At 33.8% G+C, this 12,055-nt stretch carries 27 protein-coding genes; all 27 read right to left on the reverse strand.

Annotation, left to right across the window (positions count from 1 at the left end; all coding sequences use genetic code 11):
• Positions 1-15: 15 nt before the first annotated feature.
• From rpsD to rplD, 27 genes are read right to left on the reverse strand one after another with little or no spacing between them, the layout of a single operon-like run.
• Positions 16-603 (reverse strand): 30S ribosomal protein S4, encoded by a 588-nt coding sequence (rpsD, locus tag Q0U66_RS00370; protein WP_297376290.1) that lies wholly within the window; start codon positions 601-603, stop codon positions 16-18.
• Between the two features lie 14 nt (positions 604-617).
• Positions 618-1,025, reverse strand: coding sequence for a 30S ribosomal protein S11 (rpsK, locus tag Q0U66_RS00375; protein ID WP_297376293.1), 408 nt, complete (start codon positions 1,023-1,025; stop codon positions 618-620).
• A 10-nt stretch (positions 1,026-1,035) separates the two neighbouring features.
• A complete protein-coding gene (gene rpsM / locus Q0U66_RS00380) occupies positions 1,036-1,380 on the reverse strand; it encodes a 30S ribosomal protein S13 (protein ID WP_103981190.1) in 345 nt (114 codons plus the stop codon).
• Positions 1,381-1,390: 10 nt separating this feature from the next.
• Complete coding sequence (gene rpmJ / locus Q0U66_RS00385) at positions 1,391-1,504, reverse strand: 50S ribosomal protein L36 (RefSeq protein ID WP_071028065.1); 114 nt, start codon at positions 1,502-1,504, stop codon at positions 1,391-1,393.
• 9 nt (positions 1,505-1,513) lie between these two features.
• A complete protein-coding gene (gene infA / locus Q0U66_RS00390) occupies positions 1,514-1,729 on the reverse strand; it encodes a translation initiation factor IF-1 (RefSeq protein ID WP_103981191.1) in 216 nt (71 codons plus the stop codon).
• The gene (locus Q0U66_RS00395) at positions 1,710-2,021 is read right to left on the reverse strand and encodes a KOW domain-containing RNA-binding protein (RefSeq protein WP_234994016.1); all 312 of its coding nucleotides are present in this window, start codon (positions 2,019-2,021) and stop codon (positions 1,710-1,712) included. The genes infA and Q0U66_RS00395 overlap by 20 nt, the downstream gene beginning before the upstream one ends.
• Positions 2,022-2,026: 5 nt before the next feature.
• On the reverse strand, positions 2,027-2,668 hold the full coding sequence (locus tag Q0U66_RS00400; protein ID WP_297376306.1) for an adenylate kinase: 642 nt from the start codon (positions 2,666-2,668) through the stop codon (positions 2,027-2,029).
• Between the two features lie 12 nt (positions 2,669-2,680).
• Positions 2,681-3,973 (reverse strand): preprotein translocase subunit SecY, encoded by a 1,293-nt coding sequence (gene secY / locus Q0U66_RS00405; RefSeq protein ID WP_297376308.1) that lies wholly within the window; start codon positions 3,971-3,973, stop codon positions 2,681-2,683.
• Positions 3,973-4,422 carry a 50S ribosomal protein L15 gene (gene rplO, locus Q0U66_RS00410; RefSeq protein WP_297376311.1) on the reverse strand — a complete coding sequence of 150 codons (450 nt, stop codon included), beginning with the start codon at positions 4,420-4,422 and terminating at the stop codon, positions 3,973-3,975. The genes secY and rplO overlap by 1 nt, the downstream gene beginning before the upstream one ends.
• A 10-nt stretch (positions 4,423-4,432) precedes the next feature.
• Positions 4,433-4,615 carry a 50S ribosomal protein L30 gene (rpmD, locus tag Q0U66_RS00415; RefSeq protein WP_297376314.1) on the reverse strand — a complete coding sequence of 61 codons (183 nt, stop codon included), beginning with the start codon at positions 4,613-4,615 and terminating at the stop codon, positions 4,433-4,435.
• A 9-nt stretch (positions 4,616-4,624) separates the two neighbouring features.
• Positions 4,625-5,125, reverse strand: coding sequence for a 30S ribosomal protein S5 (rpsE, locus tag Q0U66_RS00420; RefSeq protein WP_297376318.1), 501 nt, complete (start codon positions 5,123-5,125; stop codon positions 4,625-4,627).
• Positions 5,126-5,137: 12 nt separating this feature from the next.
• Complete coding sequence (gene rplR, locus Q0U66_RS00425; protein WP_297376320.1) at positions 5,138-5,500, reverse strand: 50S ribosomal protein L18; 363 nt, start codon at positions 5,498-5,500, stop codon at positions 5,138-5,140.
• 14 nt (positions 5,501-5,514) lie between these two features.
• Entirely contained in the window at positions 5,515-6,051 is a 537-nt protein-coding gene (gene rplF, locus Q0U66_RS00430; RefSeq protein ID WP_297376322.1) for a 50S ribosomal protein L6, read from the reverse strand.
• 21 nt (positions 6,052-6,072) lie between these two features.
• Positions 6,073-6,465 carry a 30S ribosomal protein S8 gene (rpsH, locus tag Q0U66_RS00435; protein ID WP_103981199.1) on the reverse strand — a complete coding sequence of 131 codons (393 nt, stop codon included), beginning with the start codon at positions 6,463-6,465 and terminating at the stop codon, positions 6,073-6,075.
• 16 nt (positions 6,466-6,481) lie between these two features.
• The gene (locus Q0U66_RS00440; protein ID WP_297376326.1) at positions 6,482-6,667 is read right to left on the reverse strand and encodes a type Z 30S ribosomal protein S14; all 186 of its coding nucleotides are present in this window, start codon (positions 6,665-6,667) and stop codon (positions 6,482-6,484) included.
• Positions 6,668-6,680: 13 nt separating this feature from the next.
• On the reverse strand, positions 6,681-7,223 hold the full coding sequence (gene rplE, locus Q0U66_RS00445) for a 50S ribosomal protein L5 (RefSeq protein WP_103981201.1): 543 nt from the start codon (positions 7,221-7,223) through the stop codon (positions 6,681-6,683).
• Between the two features lie 12 nt (positions 7,224-7,235).
• Positions 7,236-7,550 carry a 50S ribosomal protein L24 gene (rplX, locus tag Q0U66_RS00450; protein WP_297376328.1) on the reverse strand — a complete coding sequence of 105 codons (315 nt, stop codon included), beginning with the start codon at positions 7,548-7,550 and terminating at the stop codon, positions 7,236-7,238.
• Between the two features lie 9 nt (positions 7,551-7,559).
• On the reverse strand, positions 7,560-7,928 hold the full coding sequence (gene rplN, locus Q0U66_RS00455) for a 50S ribosomal protein L14 (RefSeq protein ID WP_103981203.1): 369 nt from the start codon (positions 7,926-7,928) through the stop codon (positions 7,560-7,562).
• A gap of 31 nt (positions 7,929-7,959) precedes the next feature.
• Positions 7,960-8,214, reverse strand: coding sequence for a 30S ribosomal protein S17 (rpsQ, locus tag Q0U66_RS00460; protein ID WP_103981204.1), 255 nt, complete (start codon positions 8,212-8,214; stop codon positions 7,960-7,962).
• Positions 8,215-8,217: 3 nt separating this feature from the next.
• On the reverse strand, positions 8,218-8,424 hold the full coding sequence (gene rpmC, locus Q0U66_RS00465; protein WP_103981205.1) for a 50S ribosomal protein L29: 207 nt from the start codon (positions 8,422-8,424) through the stop codon (positions 8,218-8,220).
• Positions 8,424-8,855: a 50S ribosomal protein L16 gene (gene rplP / locus Q0U66_RS00470; RefSeq protein ID WP_297376333.1), complete on the reverse strand. Its 432-nt coding sequence runs from the start codon at positions 8,853-8,855 to the stop codon at positions 8,424-8,426. The genes rpmC and rplP overlap by 1 nt, the downstream gene beginning before the upstream one ends.
• Before the next feature lie 46 nt (positions 8,856-8,901).
• Complete coding sequence (rpsC, locus tag Q0U66_RS00475; protein WP_297376335.1) at positions 8,902-9,627, reverse strand: 30S ribosomal protein S3; 726 nt, start codon at positions 9,625-9,627, stop codon at positions 8,902-8,904.
• A gap of 8 nt (positions 9,628-9,635) precedes the next feature.
• Positions 9,636-9,971 carry a 50S ribosomal protein L22 gene (gene rplV, locus Q0U66_RS00480; RefSeq protein ID WP_297376337.1) on the reverse strand — a complete coding sequence of 112 codons (336 nt, stop codon included), beginning with the start codon at positions 9,969-9,971 and terminating at the stop codon, positions 9,636-9,638.
• 12 nt (positions 9,972-9,983) lie between these two features.
• Entirely contained in the window at positions 9,984-10,271 is a 288-nt protein-coding gene (gene rpsS, locus Q0U66_RS00485; RefSeq protein ID WP_297376339.1) for a 30S ribosomal protein S19, read from the reverse strand.
• A 16-nt stretch (positions 10,272-10,287) separates the two neighbouring features.
• Complete coding sequence (gene rplB / locus Q0U66_RS00490; protein ID WP_103981210.1) at positions 10,288-11,121, reverse strand: 50S ribosomal protein L2; 834 nt, start codon at positions 11,119-11,121, stop codon at positions 10,288-10,290.
• A 16-nt stretch (positions 11,122-11,137) separates the two neighbouring features.
• Complete coding sequence (gene rplW, locus Q0U66_RS00495; protein ID WP_103981211.1) at positions 11,138-11,431, reverse strand: 50S ribosomal protein L23; 294 nt, start codon at positions 11,429-11,431, stop codon at positions 11,138-11,140.
• On the reverse strand, positions 11,431-12,054 hold the full coding sequence (rplD, locus tag Q0U66_RS00500; protein WP_297376342.1) for a 50S ribosomal protein L4: 624 nt from the start codon (positions 12,052-12,054) through the stop codon (positions 11,431-11,433). The genes rplW and rplD overlap by 1 nt, the downstream gene beginning before the upstream one ends.
• Position 12,055: the final 1 nt, after the last annotated feature.

Below are 12,055 nucleotides of genomic sequence, written 5' to 3' on the forward strand. Positions count from 1 at the left end.
TACGCTATTATGCTATTATTTTGAATACAACTCAACGATTAATTGTTCATCTATTTCAAAGTCGATATCTTCTCTAGTTGGTAAAGAGTTTACTTTACCTTCTAATTTTTCAACATCTACTGAAACCCATTGTGCTTGATTCCAAACTTTGTCTTCAGTTTCTTTAAATACTCCGTTGTTTCTAGATTTTTCTCTAACTGTGATTACATCACCAGCACTTACTTGGTATGAAGGTACGTCAACCTTTTTACCATTTACTAAGAAATGACCGTGTGATACTAATTGTTTTGCTTGGCTTCTTGTTTTAGCAAAGCCCATTCTATAAACAACATTATCTAATCTTAATTCTAATAATTGTAGTAAGTTTTCACCAGTAATGCCTGACATTTTTTCAGCCTTAGCATATAATCTTCTAAATTGTTTTTCTAGAATACCGTAAACAAATTTAGCTTTTTGTTTTTCTTGTAATTGTAAGCCGTATTCACTTAATTTACCAGCTCTTTGTTTAGGATTTCTATTTGTTTTTTTATTATATCCTAGTACTTGTGGTGCAACACCCAAAGTTTTTGCTCTCTTAAGTACTGGTCCTTTATATCTTGCCATTATCAATATCCTCCCTATACTCTTCTTTTCTTTGGTGGTCTTGTACCATTGTGAGGTATTGGAGTAACGTCTTTAATCTTTGTAATTTGCAAACCTGCTGTTGTTAAAGCTCTGATTGCAGATTCTCTTCCTGAACCAGGTCCTTTAACAAACACTTCAACTGATTTTAAACCATGTTCCATAGCTTTTCTTGCTGCTTCTTCAGCTGCTTCTTGTGCTGCAAATGGAGTAGATTTTCTAGATCCTTTGAAACCTAATTGACCAGCTGATGACCATGAAATAGCATTACCATTCATGTCAGTCAACATTACCATAGTATTGTTAAATGTAGAATTAATATATGCTTGGCCACTTTCGATTTGCTTACGATTTCTTCTTCTTACACGAGTTTGTTTACCACGTGCATTTTTTGCTTTTGCCAAATTCTACCCCCTATTTTTTCTTACCTTTACGAGTTCTTGAGTTGTTCTTTGTGTTTTGTCCTCTAACAGGTAGGTTAGCTTTATGTCTACGTCCTCTATATGAGTTGATTTCACGTAGTCTCTTAATATTCATGCTAACGTCTCTTCTTAAATCACCTTCTAGAGTATAACCGTCAACAACGTCTCTTATTGTTTGTAATTCGCTTTCTGTTAAATCTTTTACTCTTGTATCAGGATTAACACCAGCTTTTTCTAATATTTCATTTGATCTTGATCTACCAATTCCATAAATATAAGTCAATCCAATTTCAACTCTTTTTTCTCTTGGTAGGTCAATTCCAGCTATTCTTGCCAAATTGCGCCCCCTAACCTTGTTTTTGTTTGTGTTTTGGATTATCGCAAATTACCATTACTTTACCTTTACGTCTGATAATTTTGCATTTTTCACACATTTTTTTAACTGATGGTCTTACTTTCATATAATCCCCCTATTTCTTTCTCCAAGTAATTCTTCCTTTACTTAGGTCGTAAGGTGACATTTCTACTGTTACTGTATCACCTGGAAGAATTCTAATATAATTCATTCTTAATTTACCTGAAATGTGAGCTTGGATTTGATGTCCATTTTCTAATTCTACGGTAAATATTGTATTTGGTAATGCTTCTACTACTTTACCTGTAACCTCAATAACATCTTTCGACATTGATAAGCGCCTCCTCTTTAAGCTTTATCTTTCTCTTAATATATTCATTAGTAAGAGTATTTTCCAGTTTATCTTTTTCAAAGTCGTCTATAATATCATTTATTTTTTGTAAATGTTTTTTATTCTTTTTCTTAGGTTTAGAAAGTGTTTTATACTTTCCATCTACCACCAATAGGTAATCCTCATCTACAAGTTCATATACGATATAAAGCTTATCTTTATCCCTTCCTTGTTTTGATCTACAAAACTGTCCAAGATACAAATCAGTTTTACTTTCTTTATTAAATCTCATATGAATTACTTCAGAGAATTTCTTACATGTTCATACACTACATCGATATCTTCATTACCGTCAAATCTAGCAAGTCTACCAGATTTTTCGTAATAATCAATGAGTGGTGAAGTTTGTTCATTATAAACTTCAATTCTATCTCTAGCGGTTTCTTCATTATCGTCAGGTCTTTGGACTAGCTCGTTACCGCATACATCACATATTCCTTCCACTTTTGGAGGAAGATTTTTTACATGGTATGTTGCTCCACAGTTTTTACATACTCTTCTACCTGAAATTCTTTCGATTAATACATCAACATCTGCATCAACTAGGATAACTTCTGTGACTTCTTTATTATTTTCTTCAAGCCACTTGTCCAAAGCTTTTGCTTGATTAATATTTCTTGGATAACCATCCAGCATAAATCCTGCTGGTGTATTCTCTTTTGATAAGGTTTCAAATACCAACTCATTTGTTAGCTCATCTGAAACTAATTCGCCTTTAGCTATTATGTCTTTAACCTTCAAGCCTAAATCTGTTTCTTCTTTAATATTTTTTCTAAATATATCTCCAGTAGAAATGTGATTTACCTTAAACTCATCTACTATAAGCTTAGCTTGTGATCCTTTACCAGCTCCTGGAGGTCCTAATAATATTAATATCATTCATTTCCCCTTTTATTTGTTTAAGAAACCTTTGTAGTGTCTCAATTGCATCATTGCTTCTAATTGTTTTTGTGTTTCAATTATAACACCAACTGCGATGATGATTGAAGTTCCACCTAGTGTCATATTGATATTTAAGAAGTAGGATAATAATCTAGGTAGGGCTGCAACTAAGCCTAATCCTATAGCACCTATTAAAGTAATTCTACTTACTATGCTTCCTAAATAATCTGTGGTTGGTTTTCCTGGTCTAATACCTGGGATAAAACCACCATTTTGTTGTAAGTTCTTTGAATATTCGTATGGGTTAAATTGAATAGTATTGTAGAAGTATGCAAATAAGATAACTAATGCAAACAATACTATTACATAAAATATTGTTCCTAATGCTGTTGTTGGAACTAAATATTTATTTACGAAATCAGCAAATCCACCACCTATCATCAAGGCTAAAGTTTGTGGTAATGCCATTATAGCTGATGAGAAAATTACAGGCATAACACCACTCATGTTTACCTTTAGAGGTATATGAGTAGATTGTCCACCGTACATTTTTCTACCAACAACTCTTTTTGCGTATTGTACTGGTATTCTTCTTTCACCATTTGTTAAGTATAGTACGAATATTATTGATATCAATGAAAGTACTAGTGTGAATAGGAATTTATACCATTCATAACCAACTACTCCATTTGACATACCATTTATCCATCCAATTATAACATTTGGAATTCTTGATATAATTCCGATGAAGATAATCATTGAAACACCATTACCAATACCTTTTTCTGTTATTAATTCACCAATCCAAATTAAGAATTGTGAACCTGCAACTAAGGAAAGTATAACTATTAACTTTGGTAGGGTTCCTGAACCATTGAAAATACCAATAGCATCATTAAATATCCCTAATACAATACCAATTGCTTGTAATATAGCCAAAGCTAAAGCTACATATTTTGTAATGTTTTGTATTTTTTTTCTACCTGCTTCACCTTGTTTTGACAATTCTTCAAGTGCTGGTATAGCAAATGTAAGTAATTGCACAACGATAGATGAAGTAATATATGGGCCAACCCCTAAAGCAAATACTGAAAGTGATTCTAAACCACCACCAGTAATGGTATTAACTATACCTAATAGGGATCCAGCTGTTCCTTCATAGATTGATTTAACAACCTGTACATTTACAAAAGGAAGTGGCAATATATTACCTAATCTAAATACTGCCAACATCATTAATGTAAATAGCATTTTCTCTCTTAAATCTTTAATTTTCCAAGCATTAGCGAATGTCTTTAACATTAGATCACCTCTGCCCTTCCCCCTAGAGCATTAATTTTCTCTTCTGCAGATTTAGAGAATTTTTGGGCTTTAACTATTAACTTCTTGTCTAATTCACCTGAACCTAATACTTTAACACCGTCTTTTGCTTTAGCTTTTTTAACTAAGCCAGTTTCGAATAATAATTCTGGTGTTACTTCTGTACCGTCTTCAAAGTTATTTAATTGATCTAAGTTAATTATACCGTAAGATTTTGCAAATCTGTTTGTAAAACCTCTCTTTGGTAGTCTTTGGAATAGTGGCATTTGTCCACCTTCAAAGCCTGGTCTTACTGATCCACCTGATCTTTGTTTTAGACCCTTGTGACCACGTCCTGATGTTTTACCCCATCCTGAAGCGTGTCCACGACCAATTCTTTTTCTTTCTTTAACTTTTCCACCTGGTGCTGGTTTTAAATCATGTAATTTCACTATGCACCTCCTATTCAACTTCTTTAACTTCTAACATGAAGTCAACTGCTTTCACCATACCTAAGGTAGCTGGTGTAGCTTCTCTAACAACAGTTTGTCCAATCTTCTTTAATCCTAAAGCTTGAACAGTTTTTCTATGTTTTTCAATTCTACCAATTGTAGACTTAACAAGTTTAATTTCTATTTTAGCCATGTCAACCTCCTAGTTTAGTATTTCTTCAACACTTTTACCACGAAGTCTTGCTACTTCTTCAACAGTTTTAACACTTGCTAAACCTTGTAATGTTGCGTTAACAACACTCTTAGCATTAGCAGATCCTAAAGACTTAGCACGGATATTTTGTATACCTGCAAGTTCACATACAGCACGAACTGCACCACCTGCGATGATACCTGTACCTTCTTTAGCTGGTTTTAATAATACTAAACCTGCTCCTTTTTCACCATAAATTTCGTGAGGAATTGTACCGTTTACTATATCGATATCTATTGCATTTTTCTTTGCGTCTTCTACACCTTTTCTAATAGCTTCAGGAACTTCATTAGCTTTTCCGATTCCTACACCAACTGTTCCTTTTTTGTTACCAACAACCACTAGTGCAGAAAATCTCATTGTTCTACCACCCTTAGCTACTTTTGTAACTCTGGCTATATCAACAACTTTTTCTTCAAATTCTGATTGATTTCTCTTATTATTTGCCATGTATCCTCCCGACTAGAATTTCAAACCAGCTTCTCTTGCTGATTCCGCTAGTTCTTTAACTTTGCCGTGATAAATATAACCTGATCTATCGAATACTACTTCTTCTACACCCTTATCTAAAGCTCTTTTAGCAACTAATTCACCAACTTTTTTAGCTGATTCTACATTAGCTGATAAGTTTTCTCCAGATAATTCTTTATCTAAAGTTGAAGCACTTGCTAAAGTAACTCCGTTAACATCATCGATAATTTGTGCGTAGATGTTTGCATTACTCTTGTATACATTTAATCTTGGTCTTTCAGGAGTACCACTTAAGTTTTTTCTAACTCTTGAGTGTCTAGCTTTTCTACTTATACTTTTATTAAATCTTGCCATTACTTACTCCTTTCTTATTTACCAGTCTTACCAACTTTTCTTCTTACATATTCGTCTGAGTATTTTACACCCTTACCTTTATATGGTTCTGGTGGTCTAAATCCTCTAATCTTTGCTGTATAGTCACCAACTAATTGCTTGTCTATACCAGATACAACGATTGTTCTTTCATTTGGAACTTCTGTAAGAATACCTTCTGGATCCTCTAATAAAATAGGATGTGAGTGCCCTAATGATAGGTTTAGCTTGTTACCTTGTTTTTGAGCTCTGTATCCTGTACCTACTATTTCTAATTGTTTTTTGTATCCTTCTGTAACTCCAACTACCATGTTGTATACTAAAGTTCTGTATAAACCATGTAAAGCTCTATCATTTTTTGAGTCTGAAGGTCTTTCTACAACTAATTCTTTATCTTCAATTTTAACATTGAAACCACTGCCAACTTCTTGACTTAAATTTCCTTTTGGTCCTTTAACTTCTACTAGACCATCGTTAAATTTAATTTCAACTCCAGCAGGGATTTCGATTGGTTTATATCCAATTCTTGACATATTCTCCTCCTTGTTGAAATACTACCAAACGTAGCAAATCACTTCGCCGCCAACAGTTTCTTTTCTAGCTGATTTATCTGTCATAACACCTTTTGATGTTGAGATAATAGCTGTTCCTAGTCCGTTTAATACGCTTGGTACATCTTGTGAACCAACGTAAACTCTACGGCCTGGTTTTGAAATTCTTTTTAATCCTGAGATAACTCTTTGGTCATCTACATATTTTAAATCTATTGTGATCATACCTTGTTTGTCGTCTTCAGTTACATTAAAACCTTTGATGTAACCTTCGTCTAGTAAGATTTGTGCAAGGTCTTTTTTCATATTAGAAGCTGGAACTTCTACTGACTTATGTTTAGCCAAGTTCGCATTTCTAATTCTTGATAGCATATCTGCTATTGGATCAGTCATCATACTTAGTTACCTCCTCTTACCAGCTAGCTTTCTTTACACCAGGTATTTCACCCTTGTAAGCTAGTTCTCTAAAACATATACGACAAATTCCGTATTTCTTTAATACAGAATGTGGTCTACCACAGATAGAGCACCTACTGTATTTTCTTGTAGAAAACTTTGGTTCTCTTTTTTGCTTTGCAATCATTGATTTTTTTGCCATATTAACTCCTAACTTATTTTGCGAATGGCATACCTAGTTTTGCTAGTAATGCTCTTCCTTCTTCGTCAGTTTCAGCTGTTGTAACAATTATGATATCCATACCTCTAATTTGTTCAACTTCATCAAATACAATTTCAGGGAAAATCAATTGTTCCTTGATACCTAAAGCATAGTTACCTCTACCGTCAAATGACTTTGGAGAAACTCCTCTAAAGTCTCTAACTCTTGGTAAAGCAATGTTTACTAATTTATCAAAGAAGTCTTCCATTTTTTGTCCTCTTAGTGTAACTTTTGTACCGATTGGTTGACCTTCTCTTAACTTGAAGTTAGATACAGATTTTTTAGCTTTAGCTATAACAGGTTGTTGACCTGTAATTTTTCTTAACTCTTCTACAGCTGATTCTAATAGTTTAGCATTGTCTTTAGCTTCACCTAATCCAATGTTAATAACTATTTTTTCTAGTTTTGGAGCCTGCATAACATTTTTGTAGTCAAACTCTTTTACTAATGCAGGTAAAACTTCTTCTTTATATAATGTCTTTAATCTAGAAGCCATTTGATCTCCCTTCTACTTATCTAATTTTTCGCCAGATTTTGTAGAAACACGAACTTTCTTACCATCATTTGTAACTGCTGTTCTTGTTCTTACACCTCTACCTAGCTTTTCATCATATAATAGAACATTTGATGCGTGGATTGCACCTTCTGATTCTACTATACCACCTGGTTGTGTAGCTGATCTTGGTTTTTGGTGTTTAACTTGTACGTTTACACCTTCAACTATAACTCTGTTTTCTTTTGGGAAAGCAACTAAAACTTTACCTACTTTACCCTTATCTTTTCCTTTTATAACTTGAACTTTATCACCAGTTTTTATATGCATATTTTCCTCCTATAATACTTCTGGAGCTAATGATATGATTTTCATAAATCCATCTGCTCTAAGCTCTCTTGTTACAGGTCCAAAAATACGTGTACCAGCTGGGTTCTTGTCTTCTTTGATAATTACTGCTGCATTGTCATCAAACTTGATGTATGATCCATCTTTTCTAGATATACCAGATTTAGATCTAACTATAACAGCTTTTACAACAGAACCTTTTTTAACTACTCCACCTGGTGTTGCACTCTTAACTGAGCAAACTACTACGTCTCCGATATTTGCGTATTTTCTCTTTGATCCGCCTAAAACTTTTATAACTAGTAGTTCTTTTGCACCTGAATTGTCTGCAACTCTCATACGTGTTTCTTGTTGAATCATTTGATCCTCCCTTTCCAGAAATAAAAGTTTATTACTTAGCTTCTTCTAGAATTTCAACAAGTCTGTATCTCTTTGTTTTTGATAAAGGTCTTGTTTCCATTACTAAAACTTTGTCACCCACTTTTGCGGAATTATTTTCATCGTGAGCTTTTATCTTCTTACTTCTATTTAAATATTTCTTATAAACTGGATGCTTAATTTTGTTTGTTATTTCAACAGAAATTGTTTTATCCATTTTGTCAGAAACAACTAAACCAATTACAGTTCTTCTTGTATTTCTTTCCATTTATTAAGCCTCCCTATTTAAGTTTAACTTTCTTTCTGTAATTATAGTCTTAACTCTTGCAATATCTCTTTTAACTTGACCGATAGAACTTATATTTTCAATTTGTCCTGTAGCTTGTTGGAATCTTAAGTTAAATAATTCTTCTTTTAGGCTAACTAATTTACTATCAAGTTCTTGGTCTGATAATTTTCTTATTTCTTTAGCTTTCATTAATTTGCGCCCTCGCTTTCTGGACCTGTACGGCTAACGAATTTTGTTTTGATTGGTAATTTAGCTGCTGCTAGTCTAAATGCTTCTCTAGCAATTTCTTCTGAAACTCCAGCCATTTCAAACATAATTCTACCTGGTCTAACTACTGCAACCCAATATTCAGGTGCACCCTTACCAGAACCCATTCTTACCTCTGCAGGTTTTTTAGATACTGGTTTATCTGGGAAAATCTTTATCCAAACATTACCACCTCTTTTGATGTATCTTGTCATCGCTCTTCTGGCAGCTTCGATTTGATTTGATGTTATCCAGTGTGGTTCTAATGCTTGTAAGCCATATTCACCATAAGTGATTGTATTACCTCTTTGAGCGTTTCCTTTCATTCTGCCTCTATGAACTCTTCTACGCTTAACTCTTTTAGGCATTAGCATATTATATCCTCCTTCAACCAATTAAGAAAATTGGTGATAATCTCTATTATCTATCGTTATTTCTATTTCTTCTATTTCTTCCTCTATTGTTGTTTCTTCTATTTCTTGAGAATTTTGGTTTTGGATTATCTACAGCTTTATCTCCTGGTAATACTTCACCTCTGTAAATCCATACCTTAACACCTAACTTACCATATGTTGTATCTGCTTCTGCAAATCCGTAGTCTATGTCAGCTCTAAGTGTTTGTAGAGGAATTCTACCTTCTGAATAACCTTCTGTTCTAGCCATGTCAGCACCATTTAATCTACCAGAAACTTGTGTTTTGATACCTTCAGCTCCTGCTTTCATCGTTCTTTGGATAGCTTGTTTCATAGCTCTTCTAAAAGTAATTCTTCTTTCTAAATCTGCAGCTATTTGTTCTGCTTGTAATTGAGCACTTACTGCAGTGTCTAATACTTCTTCAACATTAACGATAACTTGTTTACCAGTCATTTTTTCTAGTTTATTTTTGATTTCTTCTACACCAGCACCACCTTTACCGATGATCATACCTGGTTTAGCTGTATAAACTGAAACTTTAATTCTATTTGGAGTTCTTTCTATATCAATTTTAGAAATTCCTGCATCGTATTGATCTTTTTTAACAACTGTTCTGATCTTGTTATCTTCAGCTAATAACTGTGGAAAATCTTTCTTGTCTGCGAACCATTTTGAATCCCAGTCTTTGATAACTCCAACTCTCATTCCGTGTGGATTAACTTTTTGACCCATTATTCCTCCTAGTTCTCTTCTGCAACAGTCACACCGATGTGTGATGTTCTCTTAAGTATTGGATATGCTGAGCCTTTAGCTTTAGGTCTAATTCTTTTCATTGTTGGACCATCATTTGCCCAGGCTTTTGCTACTACTAAATTTTCTCTGTCAAGATTGTGATTGTTTTCAGCGTTTGCTATAGCTGATGTCAATACATCTGCAAGAATTTTAGCACCTTTTTTAGGAGTGAATCTTAAAATGTTTAATGCTTCATCCACGTTCTTTCCTACTATTTCTCTACAGATAAAATGAACTTTTAACGGAGAAATACGCACGTATTTTGCTTCTGCTCTTACTTCCATTCTATCCTCCTATTAACCCTTCTTCACTGCACTTGTTTTGTCTGATTTAGCATGTCCTCTGTAGGTTCTTGTTGGAACAAATTCTCCTAATTTATGACCTACCATATCTTCTGTGATATAAACTGGAACATGTTTTCTACCATCGTGAACAGCTATTGTGTGTCCTACGAATTGTGGAAATATTGTTGATCTTCTTGACCATGTTTTGATAACTTTTTTATCATTTGCTTCATTTAAAGCTTCAACTTTTTTCATTAAATGTTCGTCTGCAAATGGTCCCTTTTTCAGAGATCTACCCATTTATTACCTCCCGGATCTATTTACCTTTTCTTCTTCTTATAATGTATTGATTTGATTTCTTCTTACTATCTCTAGTCTTAACACCACGAGATTTCTTACCCCATGGAGTCATAGGTTGAGGTCTACCAACAGGAGCTCTACCTTCACCACCACCGTGAGGGTGATCTACAGGGTTCATTGCTGAACCTCTTACGTGAGGTCTTCTTCCTAGATATCTTGACTTACCAGCCTTACCTAAAGTAACTAATTCGTGTTCTGTATTACCTACTTGACCGATTGTAGCTTTACATCTGATATCTATTCTTCTTATTTCACCGGATGGTAATCTAACGATACCGAATTTACCTTCTTTACCTGATAATTGCGCTTCAGCACCAGCTGTTCTAACTAGTTGTGCACCCTTACCTGGTTTTAATTCTATATTGTGAATTGTTGTACCTACTGGTATATCTTTTAATTGTAATGCGTTACCTACTTGGATATCTGCATCTTGACCAGATTCAACTGTTGCACCAACTTTTAATCCTCTTGGAGCTATGATATATCTCTTCTCACCATCTACATAGTGGATTAGAGCTATATTAGCTGTTCTGTTTGGATCATATTCTATAGATGCTACTTTTCCTGGTACGCCGTCTTTATTTCTCTTAAAATCAATTATTCTATATTTTCTCTTGTTTCCACCACCTCTGAATCTGGTTGTAGTTCTACCATGGTTGTTTCTACCACCTGATCTTTTCAATGGAGCTGTTAATGATTTTTCTGGTTTTGTCTTTGTGATTTCTTCAAAAGATAAAACTGACATTGAACGAAGCCCAGCAGAAGTTGGTTTATATTTTTTTATAGCCATTTGATCCCCCTAACTCTTATAGTTCACCAAATAATTCAATTTCTTTTGAATCATCTGTTAATGTAACTATTGCTTTTTTCCAGTCAGATTTCTTTCCTGTAATCATTCCGTGTCTTGTTGATTTACCCTTCATATTGATGGTATTTACTTTTTTAACTTTTACATTTTCAAAGATTGCTTCTACAGCTTCTTTGATTTCTGACTTGTTAGCTTTTCTATCTACTTTAAATACATATTTGTTTTCATCAGTCAACTCCATTGATCTTTCTGATACAACAGGTGCGATGATTATATCGTAAGGTGATTTCATTATGCGAATACCTCCTCTGCCTTATTGATTGCAGCTTCTGTCATAACTAATGAATCGTGTTTTACTAAGTCGTATACGTTCATATTGTTTACAACAACTACTTCTACGTTTGGTATATTTCTAAATGATTTATATACATTTTCATTAGCTTCAGCAACTACTAAGTAAGCCTTGTTTTTAGCATTGATTGCTTGTAAAACATTTTTAGCTTCTTTTGTACTGATGCTATCTAAGTTTAAGTCATTTAATACGATTAATTCTTCATCTAATACTTTTGTTGTAAGAACTGATTTTAATGCTAGTCTCTTAACTTTCTTTGGTAATGTGTATGAATAATCTCTTGGTTTTGGAGCAAATACTACACCACCACCTCTCCATTGTGGAGATCTGATTGAACCTTGTCTAGCTCTACCTGTTCCTTTTTGTCTCCAAGGTTTTTTACCACCACCTCTAACTTCTCCACGAGTTTTAGCTGATTGTGTACCTTGTCTTTTGTTTGCTAAATGATTTTTAACTACTTCGTAAACTGTATGTTCGTTAACTTCTACCGCGAATAGTGATTCTGGTAAATCTAATGAACTAACTTTGTTTCCTTTAATATCTAATACATTAACGTTAGGCATT

Source organism: uncultured Helcococcus sp. (assembly GCF_946998255.1).
Lineage (GTDB): Bacteria > Bacillota > Clostridia > Tissierellales > Peptoniphilaceae > Helcococcus.

Bases quoted from the DNA above. Each gene is read 5' to 3' on its own strand.
- rpsD (WP_297376290.1), bottom strand. From the start codon at position 603: ATGGCAAGATATAAAGGACCAGTACTTAAGAGAGCAAAAACTTTGGGT.
- rpmJ (WP_071028065.1), bottom strand. From the start codon at position 1,504: ATGAAAGTAAGACCATCAGTTAAAAAAATGTGTGAAAAATGCAAAATT.
- infA (WP_103981191.1), bottom strand. From the start codon at position 1,729: ATGTCGAAAGATGTTATTGAGGTTACAGGTAAAGTAGTAGAAGCATTA.
- Q0U66_RS00395 (WP_234994016.1), bottom strand. From the start codon at position 2,021: ATGAGATTTAATAAAGAAAGTAAAACTGATTTGTATCTTGGACAGTTT.
- Q0U66_RS00400 (WP_297376306.1), bottom strand. From the start codon at position 2,668: ATGATATTAATATTATTAGGACCTCCAGGAGCTGGTAAAGGATCACAA.
- secY (WP_297376308.1), bottom strand. From the start codon at position 3,973: ATGTTAAAGACATTCGCTAATGCTTGGAAAATTAAAGATTTAAGAGAG.
- rpmD (WP_297376314.1), bottom strand. From the start codon at position 4,615: ATGGCTAAAATAGAAATTAAACTTGTTAAGTCTACAATTGGTAGAATT.
- rpsE (WP_297376318.1), bottom strand. From the start codon at position 5,125: ATGGCAAATAATAAGAGAAATCAATCAGAATTTGAAGAAAAAGTTGTT.
- rplR (WP_297376320.1), bottom strand. From the start codon at position 5,500: ATGGCAAGATTTAATAAAAGTATAAGTAGAAAAGCTAGACACTCAAGA.
- rplF (WP_297376322.1), bottom strand. From the start codon at position 6,051: ATGTCAAGAATTGGATATAAACCAATCGAAATCCCTGCTGGAGTTGAA.
- rpsH (WP_103981199.1), bottom strand. From the start codon at position 6,465: ATGATGACTGATCCAATAGCAGATATGCTATCAAGAATTAGAAATGCG.
- Q0U66_RS00440 (WP_297376326.1), bottom strand. From the start codon at position 6,667: ATGGCAAAAAAATCAATGATTGCAAAGCAAAAAAGAGAACCAAAGTTT.
- rplE (WP_103981201.1), bottom strand. From the start codon at position 7,223: ATGGCTTCTAGATTAAAGACATTATATAAAGAAGAAGTTTTACCTGCA.
- rplX (WP_297376328.1), bottom strand. From the start codon at position 7,550: ATGCATATAAAAACTGGTGATAAAGTTCAAGTTATAAAAGGAAAAGAT.
- rplN (WP_103981203.1), bottom strand. From the start codon at position 7,928: ATGATTCAACAAGAAACACGTATGAGAGTTGCAGACAATTCAGGTGCA.
- rpsQ (WP_103981204.1), bottom strand. From the start codon at position 8,214: ATGGAAAGAAATACAAGAAGAACTGTAATTGGTTTAGTTGTTTCTGAC.
- rpmC (WP_103981205.1), bottom strand. From the start codon at position 8,424: ATGAAAGCTAAAGAAATAAGAAAATTATCAGACCAAGAACTTGATAGT.
- rplP (WP_297376333.1), bottom strand. From the start codon at position 8,855: ATGCTAATGCCTAAAAGAGTTAAGCGTAGAAGAGTTCATAGAGGCAGA.
- rpsC (WP_297376335.1), bottom strand. From the start codon at position 9,627: ATGGGTCAAAAAGTTAATCCACACGGAATGAGAGTTGGAGTTATCAAA.
- rplV (WP_297376337.1), bottom strand. From the start codon at position 9,971: ATGGAAGTAAGAGCAGAAGCAAAATACGTGCGTATTTCTCCGTTAAAA.
- rpsS (WP_297376339.1), bottom strand. From the start codon at position 10,271: ATGGGTAGATCTCTGAAAAAGGGACCATTTGCAGACGAACATTTAATG.
- rplB (WP_103981210.1), bottom strand. From the start codon at position 11,121: ATGGCTATAAAAAAATATAAACCAACTTCTGCTGGGCTTCGTTCAATG.
- rplW (WP_103981211.1), bottom strand. From the start codon at position 11,431: ATGAAATCACCTTACGATATAATCATCGCACCTGTTGTATCAGAAAGA.
- rplD (WP_297376342.1), bottom strand. From the start codon at position 12,054: ATGCCTAACGTTAATGTATTAGATATTAAAGGAAACAAAGTTAGTTCA.